23 protein-coding genes are annotated in these 13,518 nt (G+C 67.2%); all 23 read right to left on the minus strand.

Features of this window, described 5'->3' with window-relative positions:
• Window positions 1–1,113, minus strand: a 1,113-nt coding sequence (secY, locus tag ABZW03_RS07025; RefSeq protein ID WP_355253401.1) for a preprotein translocase subunit SecY, incomplete at its 3' end; no start/stop codon positions are given.
• Window positions 1,114–1,422: 309 nt separating this feature from the next.
• A complete protein-coding gene (gene rplO, locus ABZW03_RS07030; RefSeq protein ID WP_094742972.1) occupies window positions 1,423–1,878 on the minus strand; it encodes a 50S ribosomal protein L15 in 456 nt (151 codons plus the stop codon).
• Complete coding sequence (gene rpmD, locus ABZW03_RS07035) at window positions 1,878–2,060, minus strand: 50S ribosomal protein L30 (protein ID WP_030055835.1); 183 nt, start codon at window positions 2,058–2,060, stop codon at window positions 1,878–1,880. Before rpmD ends, rplO begins: the two co-directional genes overlap by 1 nt.
• Complete coding sequence (rpsE, locus tag ABZW03_RS07040; RefSeq protein WP_316523510.1) at window positions 2,060–2,680, minus strand: 30S ribosomal protein S5; 621 nt, start codon at window positions 2,678–2,680, stop codon at window positions 2,060–2,062. The genes rpmD and rpsE overlap by 1 nt, the downstream gene beginning before the upstream one ends.
• A 48-nt stretch (window positions 2,681–2,728) precedes the next feature.
• Window positions 2,729–3,112, minus strand: a complete 384-nt coding sequence (gene rplR / locus ABZW03_RS07045; RefSeq protein WP_031063032.1) for a 50S ribosomal protein L18 — start codon at window positions 3,110–3,112, stop codon at window positions 2,729–2,731.
• A gap of 3 nt (window positions 3,113–3,115) precedes the next feature.
• Window positions 3,116–3,655 (minus strand): 50S ribosomal protein L6, encoded by a 540-nt coding sequence (gene rplF, locus ABZW03_RS07050; RefSeq protein WP_355253404.1) that lies wholly within the window; start codon window positions 3,653–3,655, stop codon window positions 3,116–3,118.
• A 22-nt stretch (window positions 3,656–3,677) separates the two neighbouring features.
• Entirely contained in the window at window positions 3,678–4,085 is a 408-nt protein-coding gene (gene rpsH / locus ABZW03_RS07055) for a 30S ribosomal protein S8 (RefSeq protein ID WP_207810340.1), read from the minus strand.
• Window positions 4,086–4,351: 266 nt separating this feature from the next.
• A complete protein-coding gene (locus ABZW03_RS07060; protein ID WP_030055830.1) occupies window positions 4,352–4,537 on the minus strand; it encodes a type Z 30S ribosomal protein S14 in 186 nt (61 codons plus the stop codon).
• A 4-nt stretch (window positions 4,538–4,541) separates the two neighbouring features.
• Complete coding sequence (rplE, locus tag ABZW03_RS07065; RefSeq protein WP_355253407.1) at window positions 4,542–5,111, minus strand: 50S ribosomal protein L5; 570 nt, start codon at window positions 5,109–5,111, stop codon at window positions 4,542–4,544.
• The gene (gene rplX, locus ABZW03_RS07070; protein WP_270151185.1) at window positions 5,111–5,422 is read right to left on the minus strand and encodes a 50S ribosomal protein L24; all 312 of its coding nucleotides are present in this window, start codon (window positions 5,420–5,422) and stop codon (window positions 5,111–5,113) included. The genes rplE and rplX overlap by 1 nt, the downstream gene beginning before the upstream one ends.
• 15 nt (window positions 5,423–5,437) lie before the next feature.
• Window positions 5,438–5,809, minus strand: a complete 372-nt coding sequence (gene rplN, locus ABZW03_RS07075) for a 50S ribosomal protein L14 (protein ID WP_196949334.1) — start codon at window positions 5,807–5,809, stop codon at window positions 5,438–5,440.
• Window positions 5,810–5,911: 102 nt separating this feature from the next.
• The gene (gene rpsQ / locus ABZW03_RS07080) at window positions 5,912–6,184 is read right to left on the minus strand and encodes a 30S ribosomal protein S17 (protein WP_030280777.1); all 273 of its coding nucleotides are present in this window, start codon (window positions 6,182–6,184) and stop codon (window positions 5,912–5,914) included.
• On the minus strand, window positions 6,184–6,408 hold the full coding sequence (gene rpmC / locus ABZW03_RS07085; RefSeq protein ID WP_031063040.1) for a 50S ribosomal protein L29: 225 nt from the start codon (window positions 6,406–6,408) through the stop codon (window positions 6,184–6,186). The genes rpsQ and rpmC overlap by 1 nt, the downstream gene beginning before the upstream one ends.
• Complete coding sequence (gene rplP / locus ABZW03_RS07090; RefSeq protein ID WP_355253409.1) at window positions 6,408–6,827, minus strand: 50S ribosomal protein L16; 420 nt, start codon at window positions 6,825–6,827, stop codon at window positions 6,408–6,410. Before rplP ends, rpmC begins: the two co-directional genes overlap by 1 nt.
• Before the next feature lie 5 nt (window positions 6,828–6,832).
• Complete coding sequence (gene rpsC / locus ABZW03_RS07095; RefSeq protein ID WP_355253411.1) at window positions 6,833–7,657, minus strand: 30S ribosomal protein S3; 825 nt, start codon at window positions 7,655–7,657, stop codon at window positions 6,833–6,835.
• Window positions 7,657–8,004, minus strand: coding sequence for a 50S ribosomal protein L22 (gene rplV / locus ABZW03_RS07100; RefSeq protein ID WP_030280773.1), 348 nt, complete (start codon window positions 8,002–8,004; stop codon window positions 7,657–7,659). Before rplV ends, rpsC begins: the two co-directional genes overlap by 1 nt.
• Before the next feature lie 82 nt (window positions 8,005–8,086).
• Window positions 8,087–8,368 carry a 30S ribosomal protein S19 gene (gene rpsS, locus ABZW03_RS07105; protein WP_030280772.1) on the minus strand — a complete coding sequence of 94 codons (282 nt, stop codon included), beginning with the start codon at window positions 8,366–8,368 and terminating at the stop codon, window positions 8,087–8,089.
• An 11-nt stretch (window positions 8,369–8,379) separates the two neighbouring features.
• Window positions 8,380–9,216 carry a 50S ribosomal protein L2 gene (gene rplB, locus ABZW03_RS07110; protein ID WP_030232466.1) on the minus strand — a complete coding sequence of 279 codons (837 nt, stop codon included), beginning with the start codon at window positions 9,214–9,216 and terminating at the stop codon, window positions 8,380–8,382.
• Between the two features lie 46 nt (window positions 9,217–9,262).
• Window positions 9,263–9,580, minus strand: a complete 318-nt coding sequence (rplW, locus tag ABZW03_RS07115) for a 50S ribosomal protein L23 (protein WP_030280768.1) — start codon at window positions 9,578–9,580, stop codon at window positions 9,263–9,265.
• The gene (gene rplD / locus ABZW03_RS07120) at window positions 9,580–10,257 is read right to left on the minus strand and encodes a 50S ribosomal protein L4 (protein WP_097237486.1); all 678 of its coding nucleotides are present in this window, start codon (window positions 10,255–10,257) and stop codon (window positions 9,580–9,582) included. Before rplD ends, rplW begins: the two co-directional genes overlap by 1 nt.
• 5 nt (window positions 10,258–10,262) lie before the next feature.
• On the minus strand, window positions 10,263–10,910 hold the full coding sequence (rplC, locus tag ABZW03_RS07125) for a 50S ribosomal protein L3 (protein ID WP_031063055.1): 648 nt from the start codon (window positions 10,908–10,910) through the stop codon (window positions 10,263–10,265).
• Window positions 10,911–10,924: 14 nt separating this feature from the next.
• Window positions 10,925–11,233 (minus strand): 30S ribosomal protein S10, encoded by a 309-nt coding sequence (rpsJ, locus tag ABZW03_RS07130; protein ID WP_012785157.1) that lies wholly within the window; start codon window positions 11,231–11,233, stop codon window positions 10,925–10,927.
• Between the two features lie 393 nt (window positions 11,234–11,626).
• Window positions 11,627–13,444: a hypothetical protein gene (locus ABZW03_RS07135; RefSeq protein ID WP_355253414.1), complete on the minus strand. Its 1,818-nt coding sequence runs from the start codon at window positions 13,442–13,444 to the stop codon at window positions 11,627–11,629.
• Window positions 13,445–13,518: the final 74 nt, after the last annotated feature.

Below are 13,518 nucleotides of genomic sequence, written 5' to 3' on the forward strand. Positions count from 1 at the left end.
GGTCAGCACGTAGTTCAGGTACTCGGCCGTCGGCCGGCCGGCCCGGATGCCCGGGATGAACCCACCATACTTCTTCATGTTGTCGGCAACTTCTTCGGGGTTGAAGGAGATGGCGACGTAGAAGAAGGCGAAGAAGACGATCAGCAGGAAGTAGGTGGCCATGTAGATCGGGTGGTCACCCTTGACGAAGTTCGTCCGGATCCAGGTGGCCCAGCCCGCCTGGCTGTTGGTCAGCTGGACCACCAGGGCCGGGATGTACAGCAGCGACGAGGCGAAGATGACCGGGATGACACCGGCCTGGTTCACCTTGAGCGGGATGTAGGTCGAGGTGCCGCCGAACGCCCGGCGGCCGATCATCCGCTTCGCGTACTGGACCGGGATCCGGCGCTGGGCCTGCTCGACGAAGATGACCAGCATCACGACGATGACGCCGACCGCGACCACGGAGAGGAACTCGACCCAGCCGTCGCCGATGGTGCCGGACTGCTTGATCGCCCACATCGAGGACGGGAACTGGGCGGCGATCGAGGTGAAGATCAGCAGCGACATGCCGTTGCCGATGCCGCGGTCGGTGATCAGCTCGCCGAGCCACATGATGACGGTGGTGCCGGCGGTCATGGTGAGCACCATGACGGCGATCCGGAACACCCCGGTGTCCGGGACGATCTCGTTGGCCAGCGGGCAGCCGGAGAACAGCGCCCCGCTGGAGGCCGTCGCCACGATGCCGGTGCCCTGGAGCACCGCGAGCGCGATGGTCAGGTACCGGGTGTACTGGGTGATCTTGGCCTGGCCGGCCTGTCCCTCCTTCTTCAGCATCTCCAGTCGCGGGATCACGACGGTGAGGAGCTGGAGGATGATGCTCGCCGTGATGTACGGCATGATGCCGAGGGCGAAGATCGTCAGCTGGAGGAGCGCGCCACCGCTGAACAGGTTGACGAGTCCGAAGAGGCCACTGTTCTTGGTCTCCTTCACGCACTCGTTCACGGCCGTGAAACTCACGCCCGGAATCGGGATGTGCGAGCCCAGCCGGAACAGCACCATGATGCCCAGCGTGAACAGCAGCTTCTTGCGCAGGTCGGGCGTCTGGAACGCCCGCGCGAACGCACTGAGCACGGTGCCTCCTGCGCCTCCCGCGCGTCGTCGGCGGGAGGGTCGGTCCTGAATGGGGAGTTTGCGGTACGGGCTCCCGTACAGACGGCACAGGCGAGCCTACGCGCAGCCTACAAGGGAACTCCACGGACTCTAACAGTGCACGGCCATTCCGAAGAAGCGCGTGCCGCCGCTCCCCCACTCACGGGGTACGGGATGCCCGGGTTTGCCACACAAAAGAACGAGCGCCTTCCGGCCGGATTTCCCCGGGAACGGCACGAGCCCCGCACCTCCCGGAGGAAGTGCGGGGCTCGAGAGCCGGAGTCAGCGGGCTCAGACGAGCTCGGTGACCGTACCGCCGGCGGCCTTGATCTTCTCGGCGGCCGAACCGGAGACGGCGTCGACCGTCACCTGGAGGGCGACCGAGACCTCGCCGGTGCCCAGCACCTTGACGAGCGAGTTCTTGCGAACCGCGCCCTTGGCGACCAGGTCCTCGACCGTGACCTCGCCACCCTGCGGGTAGAGCTCGGCCAGCTTGTCCAGGTTCACGACCTGGAACGTGATCTTGAACGGGTTCTTGAAGCCCTTCAGCTTCGGCAGACGCATGTGGAGCGGCATCTGGCCACCCTCGAAGCGCTGCGGAACCTGGTAGCGGGCCTTGGTGCCCTTGGTACCACGACCAGCGGTCTTACCCTTGGAGCCCTCACCACGACCCACGCGGATCTTGTCGGTCTTGGCACCCGGGGCGGGACGCAGGTTGTGGATCTTGATCGGGTTGTCGCCCATGATCAGTCCACCTCCTCAACCGTCACCAGGTGACGGACCGTGTGGGCCATCCCGCGGATCTCGGGACGGTCCTCCTTCACCACGACGTCGTGCATGCGCTTGAGACCGAGCGAACGCAGGGTGTCACGGTGGTTCTGCTTGCTGCCGATGTACGACTTGGTCTGCGTGATCTTCAGGCGAGCCATCAGGCGCTCACCCCAGCAGCACGCGCCCGCAGCAGAGCGGCGGGGGCCACGTCCTCCAGCGGCAGGCCACGACGGGCGGCGATCTCCTCGGGGCGGACGAGGCCCTTCAGAGCCACCACGGTGGCGTGCACGATGTTGATCGCGTTGTCCGAGCCGAGCGACTTCGACAGGATGTCGTGGATGCCGGCGCACTCCAGGACGGCGCGCACCGGACCACCGGCGATAACACCGGTACCGGGGGCGGCGGGCTTCAGGAGCACGACGCCGGCGGCCTTCTCACCCTGGATCGGGTGGGGGATGGTGCCCTGGATACGGGGGACCTTGAAGAAGTTCTTCTTGGCCTCCTCAACACCCTTGGCGATGGCGGCCGGAACCTCCTTCGCCTTGCCGTAACCGACACCCACGGTGCCCTCGCCATCGCCCACCACGACGAGCGCGGTGAAGCTGAAGCGACGGCCACCCTTGACAACCTTGGCGACACGGTTGATCGCGACGACGCGCTCGACGTAAGCGGTCTTCTCGACAGCCGGGGCGTTGCCCTGACCGTCACGCTTACGGTCGCGCCGCTCGCCACCCGTGCCGCGACCGGCGCCGCCTTCGCGGCGCTGGGGTCCAGCCATTGGAATTACCTCTCTCGTTTACGTCCGTCGACAGAGTCGACGAGCGGCTTAGAAGTCGAGCCCGGCCTCGCGGGCCGCGTCCGCCAGAGCGGCGATGCGGCCGGCGTACCGGTTGCCCGCGCGGTCGAAGACGACCGACTCGATGCCGGCGGCCTTGGCGCGCTCGGCGACCAGGCTCCCGACCTTCTTGGCCAGCTCGGTCTTGTCGCCCTCGGTGCCCTTGATGGACACGTCGAGGGTGGACGCCGACGCCAGGGTGTGACCCTTGGCGTCGTCGATGACCTGGGCGACCATGTGACGGTTCGAGCGCGTCACGACGAGACGCGGACGCACCTCGGTGCCGACGACGCGCTTGCGAACGCGGATCGCGCGGCGCTTGCGAGCGGCGCTCTTGTAGGCGTTGCCCTTGCCGATCTTGACAGAGACGCTCATCGCTTACTTACCACTCTTTCCGACCTTGCGGCGGATGACCTCGCCCGCGTACTTGACGCCCTTGGCCTTGTACGGGTCGGGCTTGCGCAGCTTGCGGATGTTCGCGGCGACCTCGCCGACCTTCTGCTTGTCGATGCCGTCCACGTGGAACTTGGTGGGCGACTCGACGACGAAGGAGATGCCCTCCGGCGCGGTGACCAGGATCGGGTGGCTGTAGCCGAGCGAGAACTCCATGTCGGAGCCCTTCGCGTTCACACGGTAACCAACACCGCTGATCTCCAGCGACTTGCGGTAGCCCTGGGTCACACCGGTGATCATGTTCGCCACCAGCGTGCGGGTCAGGCCGTGCAGGGCCTTCGAGCGACGCTCGTCGTTGGGGCGGGTGACGAGCACGGTGCCGTCCTCGCCCTTGCCGATCTCGATCGGCTCGGCGACGACGTGGGTGAGCGAGCCCTTCGGGCCCTTCACCGAGACCGCCTGGCCATCGATGGTGACGTCCACGCCAGCGGGGACCTGGATGGGCAGCCGTCCAATGCGCGACATTGCTGTACCTCCGTTTCCCGAATTACCAGACGTAGGCGAGAACTTCTCCGCCTACGCCCTTCTTGGCGGCCTGCTTGTCGGTCAGGAGGCCGGACGACGTGGAGATGATCGCCACGCCCAGGCCGCCGAGCACCTTCGGCAGGTTGGTGGACTTTGCGTAAACGCGCAGACCCGGCTTGCTGATGCGCTTGATGCCGGCGATGGAGCGCTCACGGTTGGGGCCGAACTTGAGCTCGATGGTCAGCTTCTTGCCGACCTCGCCCTCAGCGGGCTCCTCAACCTTGTAGGAGGAGATGTACCCCTCCTGCTGCAGGATCTCGGCGACGTGCGCCTTGATCTTGCTCGACGGCATCGCGACAGAGTCGTGGTACGCCGAGTTCGCGTTACGCAGACGCGTGAGCATGTCTGCGATGGGGTCGGTCATGGTCATGATGGCCTCAGGCCTCTCTCGCCGTGGTTTCTCCGCGCCAGGTCCCCCTGCCGGACTCTTCCGAGTTCGTCAGGGGCACAAGCGCAGGGGACCTGCGACGTAGTAAGACTGGGTGCGAGCCCTCCGGAAAGGGCCACGGACGTCCATGGGGAAGCCGCGGCAGGGGGCCCGACCCCACTACCTTACGGGAATCCGTACGGCAGACCCAAAACGGGCCGCTGTGGGATCGGGCACCTCTGCGTCGCTGCGTGCCTAGGGCGCCTGGACTACCAGGAGCTCTTGGTCACGCCCGGCAGCTCGCCGCGGTGCGCCATCTCACGGAGGCAGACACGGCACAGGCCGAACTTGCGGTACACCGAGTGCGGACGGCCGCAGCGCTGGCACCGGGTGTAGGCCCGGACGCCGAACTTCGGCTTGCGCTCGGACTTCGCGATGAGGGACTTCTTCGCCATTGGCTCACGCCTCCTTGAACGGGAAGCCCAGAGCGCGCAGCAGCGCCCGGCCCTCGTCGTCGGTCTGAGCGGTGGTCACGACGGTGATGTCCATACCGCGCTGACGGTCGACCTTGTCCTGGTCGATCTCGTGGAACATAACCTGCTCGGTCAGACCGAAGGTGTAGTTGCCACGGCCGTCGAACTGCTTCGGGGAGAGACCACGGAAGTCACGGATACGCGGCAGGGCCAGCGACACCAGACGGTCCAGGAACTCCCACATGCGGTCACCGCGGAGGGTGACGTGGGTGCCGATCGGCTGGCCCTCGCGCAGCTTGAACTGCGCGATGGACTTGCGAGCCTTGGTCACGGCCGGCTTCTGACCGGTGATGGCGGTCAGGTCGCGGATCGCGCCCTCGATCAGCTTGCTGTCACGGGCAGCCTCGCCGACACCCATGTTGACCACGACCTTGACCAGGCCGGGGATCAGCATGACGTTCTCGTACTTGAACTGCTCGTTCAGCTGGCCCTTGATCTCGGAGTTGTAACGCTCCTTGAGACGGGGGGCCACCTTCTCAACAGACGTCTCAGACATCAGATGTCCTCACCGGTTCGCTTGGCAACGCGGATCTTGTTGCCCTGGTCGTCGAAGCGGTAGCCGACGCGGGTGACGACCTTCTTGCCGTCCTTCTCCACGACCAGCTGGACGTTGGAGACGTGCACCGGGGCCTCGACGGTCACGATGCCACCCTGGGTACCCGGACCCGGCTTGGTGTGCTTCTTGACCCGGTTGACACCCTCGACGAGGACCTTGTTCTCAGCCGGCAGGGCCTGGATGACCTTGCCCTGCTTGCCCTTGTCCTTGCCGGTGATGACCTGAACCAGGTCACCCTTCTTGATCTTCATGCTGTTCGCCATGGGTCAGAGCACCTCCGGCGCCAGCGAGATGATCTTCATGAACTTCTTGTCGCGCAGCTCGCGGCCCACCGGGCCGAAGATGCGGGTACCGCGGGGGTCACCCTCGGTGTTCTTGAGGACGACGGCGGCGTTCTCGTCGAACCGGATGTAGGAACCGTCCGGACGACGGCGCTCCTTCACGGTACGGACGACGACGGCCTTGACCACGTCACCCTTCTTCACCGAGCCACCGGGGATCGCGTCCTTGACGGTCGCGACGATGACGTCCCCGATTCCGGCGTAGCGGCGACCGGAGCCACCGAGAACACGGATGCAAAGGATCTCCTTGGCACCAGTGTTGTCGGCAACACGCAGTCGCGACTCCTGCTGGATCACAGCTTTCTCCTGATCGTCAACGAGAGTCGACGGGCCGGCCGCTGCTCACATCGGCGCCCCTGGGGGACCCGCTGCACATACGGCCGTACCACATCGGCTTCGTTACTTGGCCTTCTCGAGGATCTCGACGACGCGCCAGCGCTTCGTCGCGGACAGCGGGCGGGTCTCCGCGAGGAGGACCCGGTCGCCCACGCCGCACGCGTTCTGCTCGTCGTGCGCCTTCAGCTTGTTCGTACGGCGGATGACCTTGCCGTACAGAGCGTGCTTGACGCGGTCCTCGACGGCGACGACGACGGTCTTGTCCATCTTGTCGCTGACGACGAGACCCTCACGGGTCTTGCGGAAACCGCGCGTCTCGTTGGTGTTCTCAGTCATCAGGCGTTCTCCACCGTCTCGATGCCCAGCTCGCGCTCGCGCATCAGGGTGTAGATCCGCGCGATGTCCTTACGGACCAGCTTGAGCCGGCCGTGGTTGTCGAGCTGCCCGGTCGCCGCCTGGAAGCGGAGGTTGAACAGCTCCTCCTTGGCCTCGCGGAGCTTGGCAACGAGGGCCTCGTTGTCCAGCTGACGAAGCTCAGCAGCCTTGGTAGCGGCCGACATCAGCTTTCACCGTCCTCGCGCCGGACGATCCGGCACTTCATCGGAAGCTTGTGCGCGGCACGGGTGAGCGCCTCGCGCGCAATCTTCTCGTTCGGGTACGACAGCTCGAACATGACCCGACCCGGGTGCACGTTCGCGATCCACCACTCCGGCGAACCCTTACCGGAACCCATGCGGGTCTCGGCCGGCTTCTTGGTGAGCGGGCGGTCCGGGTAGATGTTGATCCAGACCTTGCCGCCACGACGGATGTGACGGGTGATCGCGATACGAGCGGACTCGATCTGCCGGTTCGTCACGTAGGCCGGGGTCACGGCCTGGATGCCGTACTGGCCGAACGCCAGCTCGGTGCCACCCTTGGAAGCGCCACCGCGCTTGGGGTGGTGCTGCTTGCGGTGCTTGACCCTACGGGGGATCAGCATTGGGGTCAGGCCTCCGTTCCGGTGTTCTCGGCAGCCGGAGCCTCGACGGCCGGGGCCGCGGGGGCCTCGGCAGCGGCGGGACGACGGCCGCGGCCACCGCGCTCGCCACCACGGCGGTCGCCACCGCGGGCGGGACGACCACCCTCGGGACGGGCCGGGCGGTTGCCCGAGCGGGCAGCGGCGTTCTCAGCGCGGACCTCGGCGATGTTCTTGACGTCGCCCTTGTAGATCCAGACCTTCACGCCGATGCGGCCGAAGGTGGTCTTGGCCTCGAAGAAGCCGTAGTCGACGTTCGCACGCAGGGTGTGCAGCGGCACGCGACCCTCGCGGTAGAACTCCGAACGGCTCATCTCGGCGCCGCCGAGACGACCGGAGCACTGGACCTTGATGCCCTTGGCGCCGGACTTCATGGTGCCCTGCATCGACTTGCGCATGGCACGGCGGAAGGAGACGCGCGAGGACAGCTGCTCCGCGACGCCCTGAGCCACGAGCTGGGCGTCCAGCTCGGGGTTCTTGACCTCGAGGATGTTCAGCTGGACCTGCTTGCCGGTCAGCTTCTCGAGGTCGCCGCGGATGCGGTCGGCCTCGGTGCCACGGCGACCGATGACGATGCCGGGGCGAGCGGTGTGGATGTCGACGCGGACGCGGTCGCGGGTGCGCTCGATCTCGACCTTGGAGATGCCGGCGCGCTCCATGCCCTTCGTCATCATGCGACGAATGGCGACGTCTTCCTTGACGTAGTCCTTGTACAGCTTGTCGGCGTACCAGCGGGACTTGAAGTCCGTGCTGATGCCGAGGCGGAACCCGTGCGGGTTAACCTTCTGGCCCATTACCGGGTCCCTTCCTTGCTGCTGACGACCACGGTGATGTGGCTGGTCCGCTTGCGGATCCGGTAGGCGCGGCCCTGGGCACGCGGACGGAACCGCTTCAGGGTCGGGCCCTCGTCAACGTACGCCTCGGAGATGTAGAGGTCGTCCACGTTGGAGTGGTTGTAGTTGTGCGCGGCGTTGGCAATGGCGCTGTCGAGCACCTTGCCGACCGGCACGGTGGCGGCCTGCGGAGCGAAACGCAGGACGGCCTGGGCCTCCGTGGCATTCATGCCACGGATGAGGTCCACCACGCGGCGGGCCTTCATGGGCGTCACGCGGATGTACCGCGCCTGTGCCCTGGCTTCCATGGTTGTCCCCTTAATGGAGTAAGTCATTGAGTCTTTGTGGCGCGCAAGCTCAGCCCGTGGCCAAAGGCCACAGATGGGCTAGTTAGCGGCGCTTCGACTTCCGGTCTTCCTTCACGTGGCCACGGAAGGTGCGGGTCGGAGCGAACTCGCCGAGCTTGTGGCCGACCATCGACTCGGTGACGAACACCGGGACGTGCTTGCGGCCATCGTGAACCGCGATCGTGTGACCGAGCATGCTCGGGGAGATCACGGAACGACGGGACCAGGTCTTGATGACGTTCTGAGTACCCGCCTCGTTCTGAGCGTCCACCTTCTTGATGAGGTGGCCGTCGATGAAGGGGCCCTTCTTGAGACTGCGCGGCATCTGACCTGCTCCTAGCGCTTCTTGTTGGTCTTGCGGCGGCGCACGATGAGCTTGTCCGACGCCTTGTTCGGGCGACGGGTACGGCCCTCGGGCTTACCCCACGGCGAGACCGGGTGGCGACCACCGGAGGTCTTACCCTCACCACCACCGTGCGGGTGGTCGATCGGGTTCATGGCCACACCACGCACGGTCGGGCGGACGCCCTTCCAGCGCATACGGCCGGCCTTGCCCCAGTTGATGTTCGACTGCTCGGCGTTGCCGACCTCGCCGACGGTGGCGCGGCAGCGCGCGTCGACCAGGCGGATCTCACCGGAGGGCATGCGCAGGTGCGCCATCTTGCCCTCACGCGCCAGCAGCTGGATGCCGGAGCCGGCCGAGCGGGCCAGCTTGGCACCGCCGCCGGGACGCAGCTCCACCGCGTGGATGGTGGTACCGACCGGGATGTTGCGCAGCGGCAGGTTGTTGCCCGGCTTGATGTCGGCGCCAGCGCCGTTCTCGATCCGGTCACCCTGCGCGATGCCGCGCGGCGCGATGATGTAGCGCTTCTCGCCGTCCGCGTAGTGCAGGAGCGCGATGCGCGCGGTGCGGTTCGGGTCGTACTCGATGTGAGCGACCTTGGCCGGCACGCCGTCCTTGTCGTGACGACGGAAGTCGATCACGCGGTAGGCGCGCTTGTGACCGCCACCCTGGTGGCGAGCGGTGACACGACCGGCGTTGTTGCGGCCGCCCTTGCTGTGCAGGGGGCGAACCAGCGACTTCTCCGGGGTGGACCGCGTGATTTCTACGAAGTCGGCCACGCTGGAGCCGCGACGGCCCGGCGTAGTCGGCTTGTACTTGCGGATGCCCATTTGGCTCTCTCGTCCTCGTCCTAATCGACGATCACGATCTCCTGATTCAGGAGACCGGACCACCGAAGATGTCGATGCGGTTGCCCTCGGCCAGCGTCACGATGGCGCGCTTGGTGTCCTTGCGCTTGCCAAAGCCCGTCTTGGAGCGCTTGCGCTTGCCCTGACGGTTGATCGTGTTGACAGCCTCGACCTTGACCGAGAAGACCGCCTCGACGGCCTGCTTGATCTGGGTCTTGTTGGCGCCCGGCGACACGATGAACGTGTACTTGTTCTCGTCGAGGAGCGAGTAGCTCTTCTCCGAGATGACCGGCTTCACCAGGACGTCACGGGGGTCCGTGAACGTCTTGCTCGTAACGTCGCTCATCAGGCGGCGCTCCCTTCGAGCTCGCCCTCAGCGGCAACGGCCTTGGCGGACGCGGCCGGACCGGCCACGAAACGCTCGAAGGCGGCCTGGGTGAAGACCACATCGTCGGAGACGAGCACGTCGTAGGTGTTCAGCTGACCGGCGTCCAGGATGTGCACGTGCGGCAGGTTGCGAGCGGACTTCAGGCCCAGCTCGTCCTCGCGCTCGACGACCAGGAGGACGTTCTTGCGCTCGGTGATCTTGCCGAACAGGCTCTTGGCGGCCTTGGTCGACGGCGCCTCGGTCGCGGTCACGCCGGTGACGACGTGAATGCGGTTGTGGCGGGCCCGGTCGGTGAGCGCACCGCGCAGGGCGGCGGCGATCATCTTCTTCGGGGTCCGCTGCGAGTAGTCGCGCGGCACGGGACCGTGCACGACGCCACCGCCGGCGAACTGCGGCGCACGGGTCGAGCCCTGACGGGCGCGGCCGGTGCCCTTCTGGCGGTACGGCTTCTTGCCGCCACCGCGGACCTCGCCACGAGTCTTGGTCTTGTGGGTGCCCTGACGGGCCGCAGCGAGCTGCGCCACGACGACCTGGTGCATCAGCGGAACGCTGACCTTCGCGTCGAAGATCTCGGCCGGCAGCTCGATGCTGCCGGTCTTGTCGCCAGCCGGCGACAGGATGTCAATGGTGCTCATATCCTTCACAGCCCCTTCGCCGCGGTGCGGACGAGGACGAGGCCGCCGTTCGGGCCCGGGACGGCGCCCTTGATGAGCAGCAGACCCTTCTCCGCGTCGACCGCGTGCACGGTCAGGTTCTGGGTGGTCACACGCTCGTGGCCCATCCGACCAGCCATGCGCAGGCCCTTGAACACACGGCCCGGGGTGGCGCAGCCACCGATGGAACCGGGCGAGCGGTGCTTGCGCTGGGTGCCGTGACCGGCGCCGAGACCCTTGAAGTTGTGACGCTTCATGACACCGGCGAAGCCCTTGCCCTTGGAGGTGCCGGTCACGTCGACCTTGACACCCGCCTCGAACAGCTCGGCGGTGATCTCCTGGCCCAGGGTGTACTCGGAGGCGTCCGAGGTACGGAGCTCGACCAGGTGGCGGCGCGGGGTGACACCGGCCTTGGCGAAGTGGCCCGCGAGGGGCTTGTTCACCTTGCGGGGGTCGATCTCGCCGAAGCCGATCTGGACGGCGTCGTAGCCGGCCGGGCTGTCGGCGGTGTGGACCTGGGTCACGACATTCGGCCCAGCCTTGACGACGGTCACCGGGACGACCCGGTTGTTCTCGTCCCAGACCTGGGTCATGCCGAGCTTCTCGCCCAGGATGCCCTTAATCTGCTTAGCCATCTTCGGTGCGCCTCTCAGAGCTTGATCTCGATGTCGACGCCAGCCGGCAGGTCGAGACGCATCAGCGAGTCAACCGTCTTCGGCGTGGGGTCGAGGATGTCGATCAGACGCTTGTGAGTACGCATCTCGAAGTGCTCGCGCGAGTCCTTGTACTTGTGCGGCGAGCGGATGACGCAGTACACGTTCTTCTCAGTGGGCAGCGGCACCGGGCCCGCGACCTGCGCACCAGTACGAATCACCGTCTCGACGATCTTCTTCGCCGAGGAGTCGATGACCTCGTGGTCGTAGGCCTTGAGCCGGATGCGGATCTTCTGTCCCGCCATGGCTACTCAGTAGTCCTTTGTCCTTAGTCACTGCACGACTCCCCCTCCGACCCCCGCGCTCGGGCGTGTCGCACTCGCGCTTGCAAAAAACCGGCGAAGCACTTCGTCGGTTTCGAACTTTCGGGGTGGGGGGTGCCGGGTCGAGGCCCCGCACACGCTTCCCGGAAGATTCCCGTACTTTCGCCCCGCAGCTGCCGTGGCGTAGAACTCACGCTTGACGGCCATCACGGGAACGACGAGTACATGGGACTCGCTTCCGGTCCTCCCGGCGGGAGGCGCGCAGCATCGGCACTCAACCGAGCAACTTGGACATACTGCCACATGGAGCAGCCCGGATGCCAATCGGGGCCGGTGAGGCGCTCCTCACCGGCCCCGACGGGGTGACGACCCAGGTCAGCCCTTGCGCCAGAGCACCCAGCCGCGGCTCTTGTTGTACTTCGCGACGTGCCAGCCGGGCTTCGGGTCCGGCCAGCTGGCCTCCGGCGGGGCGTCCTTGGCGGAGGCCGTCGCCGCCAGGTACGCGGTGGCCTTCTCCGGCGGGGTGGAGCCGTCCTTCAGGTCGTCGCTCCAGACCCGGCCCCAGTAGACCTCGTAGGCCATCGACATCCGGGTGTCCCAGTCGAGGTCCATGTCCAGGACGACGTTGTCGCCCTTGCGCAGGCCGGCCTCCTTGGCCACGCCGACGGCCTGGTACTTGCGCTCCTTGGTGTGCGGCTCGGCGACGTTGTCGGTGACGGCGACCGTCGCGTAGGCGGCGAACAGCGTCACGCAGCCCACCACCGCGGCGACCACCCGGCGCCCGCCGGCCACCCGCAGCAGCAGGCACGCGGCCAGCACCGCCAGCGCGCCGAAGGTCGTCCGGGCCATGTGCAGGCCCTCCCAGGTCGAGGCCAGGAACATCGCGTCCGGCACCGTCCAGGGGCTGACCCAGAGCTTGAGCGCGGCGCCCGCGTACGCGCCGACCGACAGCTGGATGATCCCGATCGCCGCCGTGCCGACCAGCGCCAGCCACAGCAGCGCCCGGACCCCGGCCTTCCACAGCGCGGCCAGGCCGACCACCAGGAACAGCGGCACCAGGACCGCGCAGTACCGGGCGTACACCCAGTTGTCGGTGCGGTCGTTGTCCGCCAGGCCGGCCGCGGAGGCCAGCGCGGTGCCGAGCAGCAGGGCCACCATGGCGAAGGCCACCACCCGCTCGGCCACCGGGTGGCGGCGCCGGAACACGACCACCACGCACAGCACGAGGGCGATCGCCCCGAAGCCGTACGTGGAGACCATGAAGTACCACAGCTGCCCGAAGGTGCGGGCGATGATCGTGCCGAGGTAGTCGCTGTTCTCGAGGTTCTCGAAGACCTTGTTGCCGACGGTGCTCGGCGGCACGTCCTTGAACTGGCCCTCGACGAAGCCGGCCAGCAGCTTGGCGCCCAGGTAGGACACCGCGAGCGCGCCGACGCCGGCCAGCGAGGCGAGCCGGGGCGCCCAGCCGGTCGCCAGCACCACCAGCAGGACCAGCGCGGTCAGCGCCACCACCACGCCGCCGCGGTCGTGGGTGGCCATGGTGTAGCCGGCCGCCAGGCCCGTGCCCACCGCGTACAGCGCCCGGCGGCGCGCCGGGCCGGGCGACAGCCAGCCGTGCATCGCCAGCAGCCAGGCCAGCAGGAGCACCGGGAGCACGGTGTCCGACATGACGAACTGGGAGTAGAAGACCACCGGCGGCACCAGCGCCACGGCGGTGCCCACCAGGTACGCCTGCGGCCGGGACAGGCCCACCCGGCGCGCCGCCGCCACGGCGAGCGGGAACACCAGCGCGTTGAGCAGCGCGTTGATGCCCATGATCAGGTGGTACGCCATGGCCGGGCTGTCGGCGATCCGCAGCGCCGGCGAGATCAGCAGCGGGTACCCGCCGGGGATCACCACGCCGACCGGCATCTCGGTGGTCGGCCGGCCGGCCAGCACCCGCGCGATCACCAGGTAGGAGTCCTCGTCGGCGTGCACCGACGGGAAGTAGTTGTGCACCGACAGCACCAGGCGGAACGCCACCTGCCCGCCGTACCCGAGCAGCAGGGCCACCGGCCAGAACCAGCGGTGGGCGGCCAGCGCCAGCAGCCGGGCCGGCACGACCGGGGCCCGGGTTCCGGGCGCGCTCCCGTCGCCGGCCTCACCCCGGCCCGGCCCGTCGGACGTGTGGGCAGAGTCGATCAGCGGCTGCACCGAGACACTTCCCTACTTGTTGTGGACTGACGATCTCGTCGTGGGGCTCCGGACGTCGCGCCACGGGTTCCTGC

The sequence above is a fragment of the Kitasatospora sp. NPDC004799 genome (genome assembly GCF_040609095.1).
GTDB lineage: Bacteria > Actinomycetota > Actinomycetes > Streptomycetales > Streptomycetaceae > Kitasatospora.